Source organism: Gammaproteobacteria bacterium, assembly GCA_015709615.1.
Lineage (GTDB): Bacteria > Pseudomonadota > Gammaproteobacteria > Burkholderiales > Nitrosomonadaceae > Nitrosomonas.
Window position 1 is genome coordinate 1,183,848 of record CP054179.1, and the last position, 17,709, is coordinate 1,201,556.

The 17,709-nt window shown below is 47.7% G+C and carries 18 protein-coding genes and 2 tRNA genes; 7 read left to right on the top strand and 13 right to left on the bottom strand.

Features of this window, described 5'->3' with window-relative positions; all coding sequences use genetic code 11:
- Positions 1 to 48: 48 nt before the first annotated feature.
- The 9 genes from HRU77_05660 to HRU77_05700 all read right to left on the bottom strand — a co-directional run bounded on the left by HRU77_05660 (position 49) and on the right by HRU77_05700 (position 5,423).
- Positions 49 to 1,932 carry a SurA N-terminal domain-containing protein gene (locus HRU77_05660; protein ID QOJ20224.1) on the bottom strand — a complete coding sequence of 628 codons (1,884 nt, stop codon included), beginning with the start codon at positions 1,930 to 1,932 and terminating at the stop codon, positions 49 to 51.
- Positions 1,933 to 2,000: 68 nt separating this feature from the next.
- Positions 2,001 to 2,077, bottom strand: a tRNA-Asp gene (locus tag HRU77_05665).
- Positions 2,078 to 2,096: 19 nt separating this feature from the next.
- Positions 2,097 to 2,172: transfer RNA gene (locus tag HRU77_05670), tRNA-Val, on the bottom strand.
- A gap of 15 nt (positions 2,173 to 2,187) precedes the next feature.
- Positions 2,188 to 2,460 carry an HU family DNA-binding protein gene (locus tag HRU77_05675; GenBank protein ID QOJ20225.1) on the bottom strand — a complete coding sequence of 91 codons (273 nt, stop codon included), beginning with the start codon at positions 2,458 to 2,460 and terminating at the stop codon, positions 2,188 to 2,190.
- A 236-nt stretch (positions 2,461 to 2,696) separates the two neighbouring features.
- Positions 2,697 to 3,689 carry an NAD(P)-dependent glycerol-3-phosphate dehydrogenase gene (locus tag HRU77_05680; protein QOJ20226.1) on the bottom strand — a complete coding sequence of 331 codons (993 nt, stop codon included), beginning with the start codon at positions 3,687 to 3,689 and terminating at the stop codon, positions 2,697 to 2,699.
- Positions 3,686 to 4,168, bottom strand: coding sequence for an SH3 domain-containing protein (locus HRU77_05685; GenBank protein QOJ20227.1), 483 nt, complete (start codon positions 4,166 to 4,168; stop codon positions 3,686 to 3,688). The genes HRU77_05680 and HRU77_05685 overlap by 4 nt, the downstream gene beginning before the upstream one ends.
- Before the next feature lie 31 nt (positions 4,169 to 4,199).
- The gene (secB, locus tag HRU77_05690; GenBank protein ID QOJ20228.1) at positions 4,200 to 4,637 is read right to left on the bottom strand and encodes a protein-export chaperone SecB; all 438 of its coding nucleotides are present in this window, start codon (positions 4,635 to 4,637) and stop codon (positions 4,200 to 4,202) included.
- A 78-nt stretch (positions 4,638 to 4,715) separates the two neighbouring features.
- A complete protein-coding gene (grxC, locus tag HRU77_05695) occupies positions 4,716 to 4,973 on the bottom strand; it encodes a glutaredoxin 3 (protein ID QOJ20229.1) in 258 nt (85 codons plus the stop codon).
- Positions 4,974 to 4,988: 15 nt separating this feature from the next.
- Positions 4,989 to 5,423, bottom strand: a complete 435-nt coding sequence (locus tag HRU77_05700) for a rhodanese-like domain-containing protein (protein QOJ20230.1) — start codon at positions 5,421 to 5,423, stop codon at positions 4,989 to 4,991.
- Between the two features lie 294 nt (positions 5,424 to 5,717).
- Here HRU77_05700 and gpmA point away from each other — a divergent pair, with 294 nt between their 5' ends.
- Genes gpmA through HRU77_05720 form a run of 4 tightly spaced genes read left to right on the top strand, consistent with a single transcriptional unit; the run spans position 5,718 to position 9,977 of the window.
- The gene (gpmA, locus tag HRU77_05705) at positions 5,718 to 6,467 is read left to right on the top strand and encodes a 2,3-diphosphoglycerate-dependent phosphoglycerate mutase (protein ID QOJ20231.1); all 750 of its coding nucleotides are present in this window, start codon (positions 5,718 to 5,720) and stop codon (positions 6,465 to 6,467) included.
- A gap of 22 nt (positions 6,468 to 6,489) precedes the next feature.
- On the top strand, positions 6,490 to 7,734 hold the full coding sequence (locus tag HRU77_05710; GenBank protein QOJ22075.1) for a peptidoglycan DD-metalloendopeptidase family protein: 1,245 nt from the start codon (positions 6,490 to 6,492) through the stop codon (positions 7,732 to 7,734).
- 46 nt (positions 7,735 to 7,780) lie between these two features.
- Positions 7,781 to 9,217 (top strand): S41 family peptidase, encoded by a 1,437-nt coding sequence (locus HRU77_05715; GenBank protein ID QOJ20232.1) that lies wholly within the window; start codon positions 7,781 to 7,783, stop codon positions 9,215 to 9,217.
- Positions 9,218 to 9,230: 13 nt separating this feature from the next.
- Positions 9,231 to 9,977 (top strand): HesA/MoeB/ThiF family protein, encoded by a 747-nt coding sequence (locus HRU77_05720; GenBank protein QOJ20233.1) that lies wholly within the window; start codon positions 9,231 to 9,233, stop codon positions 9,975 to 9,977.
- Positions 9,978 to 9,997: 20 nt separating this feature from the next.
- On the opposite strand, the gene slmA is transcribed toward HRU77_05720, so the two are convergent.
- Positions 9,998 to 10,672, bottom strand: coding sequence for a nucleoid occlusion factor SlmA (gene slmA, locus HRU77_05725; GenBank protein ID QOJ20234.1), 675 nt, complete (start codon positions 10,670 to 10,672; stop codon positions 9,998 to 10,000).
- A 131-nt stretch (positions 10,673 to 10,803) separates the two neighbouring features.
- Here slmA and HRU77_05730 point away from each other — a divergent pair, with 131 nt between their 5' ends.
- Genes HRU77_05730 through HRU77_05740 form a run of 3 tightly spaced genes read left to right on the top strand, consistent with a single transcriptional unit; the run spans position 10,804 to position 15,118 of the window.
- On the top strand, positions 10,804 to 11,775 hold the full coding sequence (locus HRU77_05730) for a bifunctional riboflavin kinase/FAD synthetase (protein QOJ20235.1): 972 nt from the start codon (positions 10,804 to 10,806) through the stop codon (positions 11,773 to 11,775).
- 19 nt (positions 11,776 to 11,794) lie between these two features.
- Positions 11,795 to 14,593 (top strand): isoleucine--tRNA ligase, encoded by a 2,799-nt coding sequence (ileS, locus tag HRU77_05735; protein ID QOJ20236.1) that lies wholly within the window; start codon positions 11,795 to 11,797, stop codon positions 14,591 to 14,593.
- A gap of 33 nt (positions 14,594 to 14,626) precedes the next feature.
- Positions 14,627 to 15,118: a lipoprotein signal peptidase gene (locus HRU77_05740; GenBank protein ID QOJ20237.1), complete on the top strand. Its 492-nt coding sequence runs from the start codon at positions 14,627 to 14,629 to the stop codon at positions 15,116 to 15,118.
- Between the two features lie 11 nt (positions 15,119 to 15,129).
- Here HRU77_05740 and HRU77_05745 read toward each other — a convergent pair whose 3' ends face one another.
- The 3 genes from HRU77_05745 to HRU77_05755 form a co-directional block, all read right to left on the bottom strand.
- Entirely contained in the window at positions 15,130 to 15,303 is a 174-nt protein-coding gene (locus HRU77_05745) for a hypothetical protein (protein QOJ20238.1), read from the bottom strand.
- A gap of 165 nt (positions 15,304 to 15,468) precedes the next feature.
- On the bottom strand, positions 15,469 to 16,011 hold the full coding sequence (locus tag HRU77_05750; protein ID QOJ22076.1) for a hypothetical protein: 543 nt from the start codon (positions 16,009 to 16,011) through the stop codon (positions 15,469 to 15,471).
- Positions 16,012 to 16,859: 848 nt separating this feature from the next.
- Positions 16,860 to 17,606, bottom strand: a complete 747-nt coding sequence (locus HRU77_05755) for a Mut7-C ubiquitin/RNAse domain-containing protein (protein ID QOJ20239.1) — start codon at positions 17,604 to 17,606, stop codon at positions 16,860 to 16,862.
- Positions 17,607 to 17,709 lie beyond the last annotated feature (103 nt).

Sequence of the window (17,709 nt, forward strand, 5' to 3'; positions counted from 1 at the left end):
TGGAAAGTCATTTTCTACATACGCGGCGATAGGTAAGTTCAGTTAATTTTAAAAGCTATCCTGTTTGACTTTTACCTCATAGCGCTGCCTAATCGCGGCCAAGTAGGCGGACATTTCCTCTTGAGTAATCATTTGCTGAAGCTGTTTGGCAAAACCATCCAGCTTAGCTTTTTCTGCAGATTCTGGCTCTACGACGCGATTGATCCTGATCAGATTAAAACCGCCCTTTGAATTAACCGTCCCTGCATAAACCGGCAAAGCGCTTGTATCAGTATTAAAAATCGCCCGCAAGGCCTCAGGATCCAAGCCTTGCGGCTGCATATATGAAATCTGTTTTGCATCACCCCAAGTAACATCGCTTACATCTTCCCCTGCTTGCAAACGCGCCAGCTTTGCTTGCCCTTCTTCAATAGCCCTCGCTTCAGCCATCTGCTTCTTGAGCTTATCTACGATCTGATCTCTGACAACTTCAAGAGATCTCGTCGTTGCAGGTTTATACTCAAGAACACGAGCGGCCACCAACGTATCAGGTTTCACTTCAATAGCTTCGGTATTACGGTGATTTGTAACAGCATCCTCCGAGAAAATTGCCGATAATAACTTGTCATTACTTAGAATTGCCGGTTCCGCTGAGTTTCTCGTGATCCAGTCACTTGTTTGTACAGATAATTCAAACTTCTTTGCAGCAGCTTGCAAACTATCGCCTTGCTCATAAACGACGTTACTGAAATCCTCAGCTATTTCTCCAAAGATACTGCTCACCATTTCCAACTTGAGCTTATTCTCAATCTGCTCTCGAACATCACCCAGACTGGGTTGTTTTTGTTCTTTAATAGCAGTCAGTTTAATGACATGAAGACCAAAATCCGTTTCTACAAGACCGCTAATTTCATCCAACTGCATTGAAAAAATTTTATCTTCAAAAGCCTTAACCATTACCCCACGGCCAAAGAATCCAAGATCTCCACCCCGCATTGCCGAACCAGGATCATCCGAGTTTTGCTTGGCAATTTCCGCAAATTGCTCTGGATTCTGCTTGACTTGTTCCAGTATGCTTTCAGCCTTATTTCTTGCAGCTTGTTTTTCTTCATCTGATGCATCAGCCGCTATGCTGATCAAGATATGACTAGCTTTGCGTTCTTCCGGCTGACCGAATTCCTGCTGATGTTCGGAAAAATAAGCAGTGACCGCTTCATCACTGACTGTTTCATTTTTGGCTACCGCATCCAGCGACAAAACCAGATATTCAACCCGCGCGCGTTCCGGCAAATCAAAGTCGGCTCTATGTTTATCATAATAAGCGGTTATGTCTTTTTCTTCCGGCGTTACTTGCGTCACAAATTGCTCTGGCGCAATTTGTGATTGATTAATTTCACGCTTAACTTCACTCAAATAATGAACCTTCTCGATTACCACTTTGGGAGCGAATGCATAATCACTATAACCGCCCAACAACTGCTGGAGTAAAAGCTCCTGACGAATGCGCGACTCGAATAGTGCCGGAGTGAGACCTTGAGCACGCAACAATTGCTCATATTGCTGCTTGGAAAACTTGCTGTCTTTTTGAAAGGCCGGTACATCCCGAATAGTTTTGATAACTTGCGAATCCAGCGCGGCAAAACCGTTTCCGGTCGCTTCCCGGTACAATAATCGCTGCTGAATGAGTCTCTCAAGTACCGAGTTTTTTACTTCAAAAGTATCAAGCATTGCACTATCGAAATTTGCCCCGAGCATAGAACGCATTCTTTCATGATGATCACGTAATGCTTGCTCATACTCGCGCCGCGGTATCTCTTCACCATCCACGATCGCAACATAACCTTCCCCTCCCATGTTACGATACGACTCGACACCCCAGAACAAAAAAGGCAATATTAACAAGCCCATGAAGACTTGAACAATACGTTTTTTACGATTGACGAAATCAAACACAATAGAACCTAAGAAGCTAGATAGTGAAACAGCAATTAATGAATTGACTACTGCAAGCTGACTTTATTTGGCGGAGTGGACGGGACTCGAACCCGCGACCCCCGGCGTGACAGGCCGGTATTCTAACCAACTGAACTACCACTCCTAGAACTAGCAAAATTGACTGGTGGGTGCTGACGGGATCGAACCGCCGACATTCGCCTTGTAAGGGCGACGCTCTACCAGCTGAGCTAAGCACCCGGTCAAAAAAGAGCGCTAGTTTACTGCATCTTTGAGTGCTTTACCAGCACTGAATTTAGGAACCTTCGCTGCCTTGATTTTAATGGCAGCGCCTGTACGGGGATTACGGCCTGTACGTGCAGCTCTTGTGCCCACTTTAAAAGTCCCAAATCCGACCAAAGTCACACTTTCATTTTTCTTAAGCGCCCCTTTTATTGCAGTTAATGCGCCATCCAATGCACTGCCTGCTGAAGCCTTAGAAATTTTAGCCGATTTTGCGATAGCTTCGATAAGTTCGGATTTGTTCATATAATTCCCCTTCTTGGTTAATGGTAATTAAATCACAAGCAAGTACTGCAGCCGTTCTTATATCAAGCTGTTAACGCCTGGTCAAGCATATTAAGGCTCACCCACTGCATCATTTATCAAGAGAATCAACCATTTTAACGAGAACGATCGGGTCAACAGAAAATAAAGATGATCAGAAACAAACAATTAATATCATTAAGCAGAATTAACCTTAAATTCACACAAGGAATTCCGCACTAATAAATTTCTGATTTTTGTTCGCGATTTAACAACACCTCAACCGCTCTCTTGGCGGATACTACACCATGCAAAATATCGCATACCGCTTGGGTAATGGGCATTTCAATATTCAATCGATGACCTAATTGCAACACTGAATTGGCTGTATGCACACCTTCGGCAACATGCCCTAGCGTATTCAAAATATCGTCCAGGGGCTTACCTTCAGCCAGCATCAATCCTACCTGTCTGTTCCTGGATAAATCACCTGTGCTAGTCAGAATGAGATCACCCACACCCGCCAAGCCCATGAAGGTCTCCCTATTTCCGCCCAAACCTAGCCCTAATCGCATAGTTTCCAATAATCCTCGGGTAATTAGAGCGGCACGTGCGTTGTGACCGAAACCGATGCCATCTGAGATACCCGCCGCTATCGTAATGACATTCTTTACCGCGCCTCCGGTTTCGACACCGACAACATCCTCATTGGTATAAATGCGCAGCTTTGCACTATGCAGCTCCATCGCCATTTTACGTGCGAAATCGGCATCCCGCGACGCCAATGTTAAAGCGGTCGGAAGACCTTGAGCCACTTCTTTGGCAAAACTCGGCCCCGACAACACGCCACAGGGTGGCAATAAGCCGGCAAATTCTTCTTCCGCAATTTGGTGCGGCAAATAAGTCGTTTCTGATTCGAACCCTTTGCATCCCCAGATGATAGGCACCTTGAAATTACCGGCAACAATAGCACGTAATGTGTCGCGCAAACCGGCAACCGGCACAACGATTAGAGCAAGATCCGCAACCTCCAATGCCTCTTCGAGCACGGAAGTAATCTTCAGAGACTCGGGTAACGAATAATCCGGCAGATAAGCATGGTTCTTTCGTTGACGATTCATTGCGGCAGCATGATCGGGATTTTTTGTCCACAGATGAATACGATGACGCGCCGATAGGTTAATTGCTAACGCGGAACCCCACGCACCCGCGCCCAGCACTGCAATTTTCATGACCCCCAGACCTGATTGGCTTTGACATAACCGGTTTGACCACTGGAATGCCGCACTTTTACCCAACCGTTACTATCGGAATCCAGCCATTCCAGAACAATATTCTGTTCGGCCTGAAACACCAATTCCGAGTTCGTATCGGCCGATTTGTAGATACCGGCAAAAGGTACCGTCACAACAACATAACGCTGCGGGCTTAATAGTTTCTTCTCAACCCAGGCAAGACTTCCGCTACTATCACGAACTTTTGCCCAGCCCTCAACATCCACGACAACTTCGACCGGAAGATGACGGTCCGCCACAAATAATTTGTCGGCCCTAAGTGACGGAGCGTCATACATCACAGCGGAATTTTCAGCTATCGATAAAAACTCTATGTCGGCAACGGTGTAACCGGGAAGAAACAGAAAAACACCGATCAACGGAATACTTACTCTGTTTTTTAACCAGCACGAATGAATCAGCGAGCTTTTCTCCATGGCCACATCACCTCCGTATTCGCAGTTCTTCTTAATTCGGCTTTGTTTCCGCTCTTTTCTGCTGATAAATGGCCTCAAAATTAACTGGATTGAGAATAACCGGCGGGAAGCCCGCGCGCGTCACAACATCCGACACCACTTCCCGCAAATAAGGAAAGAGAATGTTAGGACATCCAATTCCCAGCACAGGATCTATTTCTCCATTCGGTATATTGCGGATACGGAAAATTCCTGCCTGTTGTGCTTCAACCAGGAACATGATCTTGTCTTTTATCTTAGCGGTTACCGTTACCGTTAGCAGCACCTCGTACAGCCCCTCGCCGATCCCTTGACTCTTGGTTCCAAGCTGCAAATTAATTTCCGGTGTATCTCTTTCCAGAAAGATATTTGGTGCGTTGGGGATCTCCAAGGACAAATCCTTCACATAGATTTTTTCTATGGCAAAAACTGGTTGCTGTTGCTCACTCATATTGACCTTATCCAAGTAGTGAATTAAAAAATTACCCTAAAATGACGATCCGCCAGCGCATCAGTCATGATCCCTTGATCAATTGGCCAGCAGAACGGCCAATTCACCTGCGCGATCCAGTTGCGCCAGGTCATCATAGCCGCCGACATGCTTTTCGCCTATGTAGATCTGCGGAACGGTACGCCGCCCAGTCTTCCCCATCATCTCGATACGTTGTTGCGGCTCGAGATCAACGCGGATTTTCTCAATTTCCTGCACACCCTTTGCGCGCAATAAGTTTTCCGCCATTCTGCAATAAGGGCAAAAACTTGTTGTATACATAATCACCTTGGGCATTTACATTTACTTCCTTTAGCGTTTAACCATCGGCAGGCCGGCGCGCTTCCAGGAATCAATACCGCCCATCAGATTAACCACTTGGGAAAAGCCATTCTTCTTTAAAACCTGGCTGGCATTGTTAGATCGGATACCGCCGCGATAAATTACTACAACCGGCTTCTCCTTGAATTTTTGTAGCTCCGCCCAGCGCTCCTCGATTTTCTCGGCAGGAATATGCCTAGCATTGGGAAGATGGCCCGCAGCAAATTCACTATCATCGCGCACATCCAATACCAGTGCGTCCTGATAATTTATCAACTGAACCGCCGTACGTGTATCGACTTCCTTGATACCACGTTGCGTCACCATCGACCATAACAGCATTGAACCGCTGATAACGGCCGTAATAACGAAGAGAATATTCTCCAGTCTGAGAAGAAAATGATCTTGAAATAATGACAATTCCATATTAGCTTTATTTTGTTCGATTTTTTGAATCGCTGATTTTATCAGAAACTAAAAAATTAAGGGATTCTCCGGTTTTTTGACATTTGACTGCATACATAGCGGCAGTATTGCGCTTATAGGCGTGCATAGGAATAAAAATAAGAACTCATCATCATTTTCATGAAAAAAACACCAGAGGCTTTTTTCGTATAAAAGAATTAGTCTAATGCTGTGTTTATCAGCAAAAATATAATAAAATACGCACATTTTTAAATCTGCTTAAGAAACTCACCTCCTTTTTATCAAAAGGTCAATATGAAGAAAATTGTTCTCCTGCGGCATGGAGAAAGTACCTGGAATAAAGAAAATCGGTTTACTGGCTGGACAGATGTTGATCTAACACCCCAAGGCATACAAGAAGCTCAAAATGCCGGCCGGCTATTGCGCGAACATGGTTTCACGTTTGATATTGCTTATACGTCCGTCCTCAAGCGCGCCATCCGCACGTTATGGATCGTGCTGGACGAAATGGATCTGATGTGGATTCCTGTCGAGCATACTTGGCGCTTGAATGAGCGGCATTACGGCGCATTACAAGGATTGAACAAAGCAGAAACCGCCGCACAGTATGGTGATGAGCAAGTCCTCATTTGGCGGCGTAGCTATGATGTCAGGCCGCCTGCATTAACCCTCGACGACACCCGTTATGCAGGCATGGATCCGCGTTACAAAAATTTAGCGCACGGCGACATTCCTTTGACTGAATGCCTGAAGGATACGGTTACACGATTCCTGCCTTATTGGAATACCACCATCGCACCGCAAGTTCAGGCAGGCAAAAGTATCATCATTGCGGCACACGGCAACTCTTTACGAGCGCTGGTTAAATATCTGGATAACATATCCGACGAAGATATTTTGAACTGCAATATCCCAACCGGCGTTCCATTAATTTACGAATTAGACGATAACTTGAAACCGATTCAAAATTACTATCTTGGAAATTCGGCTGAAATTCAGGAAGCGATGCAAAGCGTGGCCAACCAAGGTAAATCTACAGCTTAATTATTATTCATTTATTCAAAATTTGCGCGTGATCAGCACACTATTTCGAATAAACCTCATCTATCCGGAAACTCGTACGTTTAATCCCAACCTTACAAAGCATATTCGCTCAATACTGGCAACTTGCGCTCTGACCTTCATTTATGCACTGCCAGGATATGCAAACAATCAGGATAATCTCAAACTGCTGCGCGAGCGCATCCAATCACTGCAAAAGGATCTAGCAAACAAGGAAACGCTAAAACAAGACACGACGGATGCATTGCAAGATACGGAGCGTGCAATCAATAGCATTGCGCAAAAAATGGCCAAACTCATCGAACATGACCGGCAAGCCGTAGAAGAGTATAAATTGCTGCAAATGCAGTACAAAAAAATCAGCGATGAAATTGAAACTGAACGCAATCAGCTTGAAAAATTGTTTTACCAACAATATATCGGCGGACGACAAGATTACTTACGATTGGTATTGAATCAGCAAGACCCCCACCAGATCGCCCGCGATATTTATTATTACCGGCTGCTCTCGCAAGCACGCGCAAATAGCATCCAAAATCTTCAGCACAATCAAGATGAAATTGAAACCCTGACAAAAGCAAGCCGTCAAAAAAAAGATGAAATCACCGCCAACCAGACTGAATATTTCAATCAACGTAAAAAACTTGAACAAGAAAAAGCCAAGCACAAAATGGTACTCGCACAAGTATCAGGGCAGATTAGCCAGCAACAACAGGAAATAAGCAAACTTGAAAAGGATGAAAAGCGCTTAACTAATTTAGTCAATGAGATTAATCAACTGCTTGTTAAAGAAAAGCCCAATAATACGGTTATTAATAATCAGCTCCCCAATGCTACCGGTGCCGGCGTCGCATTTTCAGCATTAAAGGGAAAATTAAATTTGCCGGTACGCGGGAAACTTGTAAACACCTTTGGTGGTCAACGCTCAGGTAAACACGTGACGTGGAAAGGTTTATTTATAGAATCTCCTCCCGGCAGCGAGGTCAAAGCAATTTCCGCGGGCCGAGTGGTGTTTGCAGACTGGTTGAGAGGGTTTGGCAATTTGATAATTCTGGATCACGGAAACAACTATATGAGCTTATATGGCAATAATGCAACACTTCACAAACAAGTCGGCGAGCCGATCCGCGGCGGAGATACGATTGCAACTGTTGGAAATAGCAGCGGAAATACCGATTCAGGTTTGTACTTTGAACTTCGTCACGGAGGAAAGCCGTTTGACCCGTTGACGTGGATAAAAATAGAATGAATACAGCAGCCATTTACATCAATTTCACCAGTGCGGAGATAGCATAATGAGTAACGTAATCAAAAAAACAGGTTTAATTCTGATTGGTGCAATCGCTGGCATGATGCTCAGTTTGAATTTCTCCGCTATTGCCAAAAAGGATAATATCGAGGCAATCCATCCGCTGCCAATCGAGGAATTACGCACATTCGCCCAAGTCTTCGGCCGTATCAAGAGCGATTATGTCGAATCCGTGGAAGACAAGAAACTGATTACCGAGGCTATCAATGGCATGCTGATCGGACTGGATCCGCATTCATCCTATCTCGATAAAGACGAATACAAAGAATTACAAATAGGCACCCAAGGCGAGTTTGGTGGGTTAGGCATTCAGGTTACGATGGAAGACGGTGTCGTAAAAGTCATATCGCCGATTGAAGACACTCCGGCATTCCGTGCCGGCATTAAAACCGGTGACCTGATCGTCAAACTGGATGATACCGTCGTCAAAGGTATGACGTTGAATGACGCGATCAAGCTCATGCGCGGCAAACCCAATACCTCGATCAAAATCACGATTGTGCGGGAAGGAGAAACGGAACCGCTGGTCTTCAATCTGGTGCGCGACATCATTAAAATCCAAAGCGTTAAATCAAAAATGATCGAACCGGGTTATGCGTATATCCGGATCACGCAATTCCAAGAGCAAACCGGTGAAAATCTGGCACAAGCCATCAAAACACTTTTTGCCGGAAGTAATGGCACTATGAAAGGATTGATATTGGATCTGCGCAATGATCCGGGTGGATTACTTAATGGTGCCGTTGCCGTATCGGCTGCTTTTCTGCCGGAAAATGCTCTGGTCGTTTACACCGAAGGACGCAGCCCTGATGCAAAAATGAAATTGCACGCCAATCCGGAATATTATTTGCGCGGACCGGATGAAGATTATCTGAAAGGATTGCCGGCCGAAGTGAAAACCGTACCGATGATCACTCTGGTTAACGGCGGTTCCGCTTCCGCATCGGAAATCGTTGCTGGCGCCTTGCAGGATCATAAACGTTCCGTCGTGATGGGGTCGCAAACATTTGGCAAAGGATCAGTGCAAACGATTCTGCCATTGGGAAACAACACCGCGATCAAACTGACGACCGCGCGCTATTACACACCGAATGGTCAATCTATCCAGGCGCAAGGCATTACCCCCGATGTTCTGGACGAAACCGACAGCGGCGATGAACAACGTTTGCGCGAAGCGGATTTGAACCGGCATTTGTCCAATGGCAAGAAAACAGAAAAGAAAACAGCTCCGGAAGTCGATAAAGCTGCATTAAAACCAGCCGGTGAGAAAAAAGAGAAAAAAGAGAAGAAAAACAAAGACAAAAACAAAGCCCCGATGGAATTCGGCTCTGAGGAAGATCTTCTGCTGAAGCAAGCCATGAATTACTTCAAAGGCATTACCGCATCACCTGAGAAAAAACACACCGAGAAAAGCGAAAGCTGATCGCACAAGGCTTGTGGATGATCATCAGTTACTGCGGTATAGCCGCCACATCCTGCTCCCGCAAATTGACATTGCGGGGCAGGAAAAACTTAATCAATCCCATGTATTAATCATCGGCGCGGGTGGTTTGGGTTCACCTGCCGCGCTGTATCTCGCAGCAAGCGGCATTGGCAATCTGACGATCTGCGATGGCGATCGGGTTGATCTGACCAATCTGCAACGTCAAATCATGCATGACAGCGGTGCCATCGGTGTGGAAAAAACACGATCGGCCAAACAAACTCTGCTCAGAATCAATCCCGGAATCAAGATCACGGCAATCCAAGCGCGCGTCGATGCAGAGAGGCTGTCGCAACTTGTTCCGCAAGCAGACGCTGTCATTGACGCCAGTGACAATTTCAGTACACGTCACCTTGTCAACCAAGCTTGTGTCATCTATAAAAAACCGCTTATTTCCGGCGCGGCCGTGCAATTTTCCGGTCAAATCAGCGCATTCGATTTACGCCATAGCGACAACCCTTGTTATCACTGCTTATTTCCGGTTGACGGTGAGCAGGAAGACATGCCCTGCGCGATCATGGGCGTATTTTCACCTTTGGTCGGCATTATCGGCAGCATGCAAGCGGCGGAAACACTGAAAACTTTGCTCGATATCGGCGAAAGCCTGAATGGCCGTCTGCTGGTATTGGATGGTTTGACCATGAACTGGCGTTCGATCAGATTAAGCAAAGATCCGGCTTGTCCGGTATGCCACTCGTAACCACCGGTAAATTCGCCGCATTACAACAATGCATCCGGCAGCACAGTCAATCGCTGCAATTCCCAATTGGCCAGCGGATCTCGCCGGAATTCACTTTTTACAAATTGATACCAGCGGCCAATCACAAAGCACATGAACAAATTCGCCTGCGCCGCTATATCCGCATCAAGTTTCAATTGCTGCTCACTGACCGCAAACCTTAGCGCCTGCTTGAAAGTTGCTTCAAGCCGGTCGTGCAGCCGCTGAATTCGCAGCTGTAAGTGATCGTCCTCATGCACCAGTGCATCGCCGGTCAGAATACGTGTCATACCCGGATTCTTTTGCGAGAAACCTAACAATAGCAATAACAAACTCTCAATCTGCTTGGCACCGGACTGCTCTTCCTGCAAAATTTTATTGATCAATACAAACAGCGTTTTTTCAATAAATGCGATCAAAGCCTCAAACATTTTCGACTTATTGGGAAAGCAGCGGTAGATCGCCGATGCCGAGATTCCCGACCGCTTTGCCAACGCAGCCGTGGTAATTCTAATCCTGTGCGGCTGCTCGAGCATCCCGGCCAGTGCCTGCAAGATCCGGTCTTCTCTTTCGCCCGGGTTGATGGATTGATTTGAATGCCTCAATTCTCTGATCACTACATAACTAAAACGATAGCAGGAATATAACCAAATTAACGAACCGGCGCGAGTACTCATCCATCCTTTCCGCAGCTCTCCATCCGGTAAGTATCTATAATTACGCGGAATCGATAGGATCGGAACGCAGCGCAAGCTAGACCTGATAGGCTTAAACACGCTAGAATTGCTAATTTTTTGGACTCGAGCGTATGCATACGTGGCGAAAAGTGCCCGCCGCTGTTAAAACACCGGTTGCACTGACCATAGGCAATTTTGACGGACTTCATCTGGGTCATCAGACTATGCTCACCCGCTTGAAAAATGCCGCCAAACAGCTCGGACTTCCCGCCTGCGTCATGACTTTCGAGCCCCACCCCCGCGAGTTTCTCGCCCCGGATGAGGCACCCGCCCGGCTGACCAGCCTGCGGGAAAAATTAACCTGCTTGATTCAAGCGGAAGTCGATTGCATTCATATTTGCCGTTTCGATTATGACTTTGCCCGAATTGGCGCGGAGCAGTTTATTACGCGTATTTTGAATCAGCAACTCGCTGTGCGCTGGTTGCTGGTGGGCGATGATTTCCGTTTCGGCGCGCGCCGCGCCGGTGATTTTGCCCTGTTGCAAGCGCTGGCAGCAGAAAACAACTATACCGTTGCAACGATGCCGAGTTTCACCATCGACGGTCAGCGCGTTTCCAGCACCGCAACACGTGAAGCGTTAGCCCACGGCGATCTGGATAAAGCCGAAAAATTACTCGGGCGGCCCTACAGCATCAGCGGACGGGTTGTAGATGGCGACAAAATAGGCAAACAACTCGGATTTCCGACCGCGAACATTCAACTGAAACATAACCGCCCGCCGCTGTCGGGAATTTTCGCCGTCTCGGTATACGGCGCGCTTCTGTCTTCACCGGCTATTGCGCTGCCCGGCGTCGCCAGCCTGGGCGTACGCCCGACAACGCATGAGAACGGCAAACCTGTGCTGGAAGTGCATTTGTTCGATTTTAATCAGGAAATTTACGGGCAGCATTTACAGGTCAATTTTCTGCACAAATTGCGCGACGAAGAAAAATATCAAGATATCGACACACTCATCCGGCAAATCGAGCAAGATGTCGCGCAAGCCAAACGCTTTTTCATGACAACTCAACCCCGTTTCAGTAGCATGTGCAACGCTCTTTAACCTATTTATTGTAACTTTCATGACCGATTATAAGAAAACGCTCAATTTACTCGACACGCCGTTTCCGATGCGCGGCAATCTGGCCAGCCGCGAACCCGGCATGCTGAAAGCCTGGCAAGAAAAGAATCTGTATCAGAAAATCCGTTCCGCCCGCAAAGGACGCCCCAAATTCATTCTGCACGACGGCCCGCCTTATGCCAACGGCGACATTCATATCGGTCACGCCGTCAACAAAATTCTCAAGGACATCATCGTCAAAAGTAAGACCCTGGCCGGTTTCGATGCACCATATGTTCCCGGTTGGGACTGTCACGGTCTGCCAATTGAGCATCAAATCGAGAAAAAACACGGCAAGCATTTGCCTGCCGATAAAGTGCGAGAACTCTGCCGCGCTTTCGCCAAGGAACAAGTAGAACGCCAAAAAGCCGATTTCATCCGCTTGGGCGTGCTGGGTGACTGGGACAATCCGTATCTCACCATGAATTTCAAAACAGAAGCCGGCATTATTCGTGCGTTGGGAAAGATTTATCAGAACGGCTATCTGTATCAAGGGCAAAAACCGGTCAACTGGTGTATCGATTGCGGCTCGGCGCTGGCAGAAGCCGAAGTGGAATACGAGGACAAGACTTCACCCGCAATCGATGTCGGCTTTGCCGTTGCAGCCGCGCCCGCAACACTGGGTAGTATTTTTGGCATCACGCTCTCCGGAAATGCGCAAGTGTACGCCGTCATATGGACCACCACTCCGTGGACATTGCCCGCCAACCAAGCAGTCAGCGTTCACCCCGATTTCGATTATGAATTGATTCAGACGGCGAAAGGATTACTGATACTCGCCAGCGAGCTGAAACAAAACTGCCTGGCGCGCTACGATCTCACCGGCGAAATCCTTGCCACCTGCAAGGGTCAGGCTCTGGAACACTTGCCGCTACAACACCCGTTTGAACCGCGCACGGTAAAAATCATTTGCGGCAAGCACGTCACTCTGGAAGCCGGTACCGGCCTGGTTCACACAGCGCCGGCACATGGACTGGACGACTATTTTGTCGGACAAAATTACGGTCTACCGAGCGACAGTCCGGTTGACGGCGACGGCAAATTTACCGCCAGCACACCGTTGGTGGGCGGACTTCCGGTATGGAAAGCCAATGAAGTTGTTATCGAGACACTCAAAAACAGCGGTCATTTGCTCTGCCTGAAAAAAATCGATCACAGCTACCCGCACTGCTGGCGGCATAAGACACCTATTATTTTCCGCGCAACGCCGCAGTGGTTCATCGGCATGAACCTGCACAACACTGCCGCTACCGCAACGCAGAAAGAAACCTTGCGTGCACTCGCTATGAAAGCGGTCGAATCCACTGCATTCTTTCCGGCATGGGGCCGGGCGCGCCTGGAAGCGATGATCAAAAACCGCCCGGACTGGTGTGTGTCACGCCAGCGTAATTGGGGCGTGCCGATGACATTTTTTGTACATAAAGACACCCACGCGCTGCATCCGCGTTCACTCGAATTACTCGAACAAGTCGCACAAAAAGTGGAACAACAAGGTATCGAGGCGTGGTTTGCGCTTGACCCGGCCGAATTGCTCGGTGTTGAAGCCAGCGAATATAAAAAGCTGACCGATACACTGGATGTCTGGTTCGATTCCGGCACGACGCACGATACCGTGGTGAAAGCCGATGCACAGCTTAAATTTCCGGCTGATTTATACTTGGAGGGTTCCGATCAGCATCGCGGCTGGTTCCAATCCTCGCTGCTGACCGGTTGCGCCATCGACGGGCGCGCGCCGTACGATGCCTTGCTCACGCACGGCTTTGTGGTGGATGGTAGCGGTCACAAAATGAGCAAATCCAAAGGCAATGTCATCGCACCGCAAAAAGTGATGGATACTTCGGGTGCCGACATTCTGCGGTTGTGGGTCGCTTCGACCGATTACTCCGGCGAACTCTCCATTTCCGAAGAAATTCTCAAACGGGTGGTCGAAAGCTACCGCCGTATCCGCAATACATTGCGCTTCTTGCTCGCTAATCTGGTGGATTTTGATCCGCATAGCGATGCTGTCGCTGTGGCAGACTGCCTGGAAATCGACCGCTATATGCTGGTGCTGACAGAAAGCTTCCAGAACGATTTGACGCAAAACTATCAGCGTTATGAATTCCATCAAGTCGTGCATAAACTGCATAATTTCTGCTCCGAAGATTTAGGTGGTTTCTATCTGGATATTCTCAAGGATCGGCTATACACAGCAGCGACCAAAGGTGTTCCGCGGCGTTCGGCGCAAACGGTGTTGCACCATATCGCGCATAGTTTGGTGCGCTTGTTTGCACCGATTCTGAGCTTCACCTCGGAAGAAGTCTGGGAGCATCTGACGGGTAATAGCGACGACAGCGTGCTGCTGCATACCTGGCATGCTTTCCCGGCACAAGCGGATACCGTGCTGTTGCAGCAGCGCTGGGCGAAAATACGCACATTGCGCTCGCAGGTGTTGAAAAAACTGGAAGACGCGCGCGCACAAGGAGAAATCGGTTCCTCACTGGCGGCCAGCGTAGAGATTCGCGCCAACCATGAAGATTTCGCGCTACTGAATGCACTCGGTGACGATTTGCGCTTCGTATTGATCGTTTCCGAAACGCGTTTAACTCTGGTTAACGATGCACAACAAGAAGGGATTATTGTGGTATCCAGCACCCACACGAAATGCGAACGTTGCTGGCATTATCGCCAGGATGTCGGCCATCATGCCGAGCACCCTACTTTGTGCGCACGTTGCATCACCAATCTTTACGGCGTTGGCGAAGAACGGCATTTTGCGTAAAACCTGACTTCAATTGAAAAGAAAATCGCAACTATGAAACTTTACATCAGCCTGATCATCGCTCTGATCGTCCTCATCCTGGACCTTGCCAGCAAATTCTGGGTCGAGTCTGCATTGGAGTTTGGTCAGAGCATTCCGCTTACCGGCTTTTTTAACTTAGTGCTGACTTACAATCCCGGCGCCGCATTCAGTTTCCTCAGCGAACAACCCGGTTGGCAGCGCTGGTTCCTGAGCGGCATCGCCGGCAGCGCGGCCCTGTTGATCATCTTTCTGCTTAACAAATACCGCCATGAAAAATTATTTTGCCTGTCGTTGAGCTTGATCCTGGGCGGCGCACTGGGAAATTTGTACGATCGCGTCACGCTGGGTCATGTGGTCGATTTTCTCGATTTCTATATTGGAAATTATCACTGGCCGGCATTTAATATCGCCGATTCCGCCATTTTTGTCGGCGCAGCGCTGATGATTTATGACAGTTTCCGGAAAAAAGAGAATCCGGAAGATTCAACGAAAAGAGTCAAATAACCAACCGTATCTCATTTGTTCGATTTCCTTTCCTTGGCGATCGGGCTCTGCAGGGTATAACCATTTTCTTTCATTTTATATCCGCCATACGCGCCCGCGCCGGCGGCAACCAGTGTCCAACAACCGGATAACAACGGTAATATCATCACACAAGCTATTACGATCCCTATTTGTTTCTTCATCATTAATTCCTGTCAAGATTAGGTTCTTTAGTTCAAATTCCAAAAATTCAGACAAAGCTGTCAGCCACAGTTTTATAGATTACCGGTTATCCTAGATGCTTACAATTAAAGATAGCCGGTTTGTAAAACCACAATAGGGTTATCAGGTTGTGCTGTTCACTGAAATCATCAGGAAGGTTGTGGAGGAACCTTAATCCATTGCCCTGAACATTGCTTCACATAAGGGTAGTATCCTTCGGGATTGCGGCAGTAATACCAGTAGCTTTTTTGCTGCGCCTGCGCAGGTCCTGAAACTTCATTTTGTTGAACATAGGTAGGCGCTCTGGCAGGTGCTAGCAGAGGTGCTGCAAATACCGGGGAAGCCGCCAGAAAACCGCCCAAAGGATAATACGGTTCAAAATAACGATAAGATCCAAAACCGGCATATTGGCCATAGAATCCGGCACCGGCACGGCCGCTGTAAAAGCCGAAGCTGCTAAAAGGCACGCCAAAACCGCCATAATAGCCGAACGGCGCGAATGGGCTGTAATAGCCAAAAGAACCGATGCCCAGTCCCATCCCTAAACCTAATCCGAACCCCAAACCGAAGTTATCGTAGTAATGATGTCCTCCGCCGTGATGATGGTGATGGTGATTATCATGTCCGGCATAATGGCTATGTCCGGTATTGTGATCGATATGCGTATTATTCTGAATATTCACATTTTGCAGGGATGGATCGGTCTGTGTAACCGTGCCGTGGTGGATCGATGAATCCGTAGCGGCAGAAGCATTGCCGGCAGTTTCATTCGAGTCGGCTGCTGCGGTGGATTGAATTGAATCCGCAGTTCCTGTAACGGAATGTGCCCCAGGGTTTGTGTCTGCATCATTCCGGTGATCCGCTGCGCGCGTTTGAGCAAAATCGCTATTTTGCTCTGCATGCTGAACGGTATCGGCCGATTGGTCCGGCAGCTCTTTCTTCATGGATTCATGAGCAAATCCGTCGTTGTTGGGGGCTGCTTCGATACTACCACTATGATTCGCGTTATTTTCCGTAGCAAAATCATTTGACTGATGAATCACATCGGTCTGATCAAAATGACTCCCGTTACCAGCATCGTCAGCGGATCCAAAATCTTCCGGCTGATTGAATTGATCATGCTGATAAAAAGCATCGCTTGGATCGGAACCGCTCGGATCAGAAAAATCAGAATATCCGCCAGCATCGAAATCACCGCCGTAGTCACCACCAAAATCGCCGCCGCCATCGAAACTGCCATCGAACCCACCATCAAAGCCACCGCCATCGAAACCGCCGTCATCTCCTTCAGCGTTTACCAGATTCACTGAAAATATTCCGCAGAGGACGATAGTCAAACACATTAATTTAATTTTTCTCATACCAACCTCGATCGGAATTTGCTGAGCCATTACCTTTCAACTCGCACACAAGGAAAGCGTCCTGATGACTTGAGAATCAGTTTTCTTAACGCCTTGGCACCATCATAATGCGTTCAATCTGAATATTGACTGAATAAAAATGCCACCGGCGAAGTCTTCAATTGAAGATTTGAATCGGATTACAACCTTTCATCCACTAACTCATCAAGCAGTTGCTTGATGCGCATTGAGTGACTTCCTTGCCAGTAAATCCGGTGACAATCCGGGCACATTAGAAATTTATCGTAAAATTGCCTAGTCAATGGCTCCAGGCGATGTTCTATACGGCTTTTTCCGGTTTCCACCAATATCCCATTGCAATGCGTGCAGCGTGTCAAAGGCTTAATCCAAGAAAACAACGCAAATCTTTTCAGAACTTCCCGGGTTTGAATTTTGGGTTTAGCGGCGCGCACGAAATACCCATGTGTCACGATTTTACGGCGCAACAGCGAGCGATCCCGGGTGAGCACGACGCGTTGTTGTTCGCTGGCGATCCTCGCGACCGTGCCATCGTTGTAATCATTGCAATAAAGACAATCGAATCCGAGCAATCTCAGATACCGCGCCAATCTCCCAAGATTACTGTCGACCACGAAATGCGGCGGCTGCGCTAGCGGCGGGCGAAGCTGCGCTGCGGACATAGCGCCGAAATTCTCACCAGCCGGGAAAGCTTCGATACGGTCTCCGTCTTGCACGATATAGTTGAAGCCGACAACAACGCCATTCACCGAAATTCGCTCAACTTCCGTATGCGGCACGTTGAAAGACTCAATCATGTCCTTGACCGAAGCTTTCCGCTCGAAATGATGAATGATCTCACTATCACCCAGCGCTGGCGCGATGAAATCATTTAATGTGCGATAAAAACGTATGCCGATCTGCGCCACTGATGACAATACCCCTTAGCCATCGTTGATTTAGTTTGATCAAGATCAATGTTTAGCATAACTGTAAGCAGTATTCTGCCAATCGTCGTAACACAATATTAGT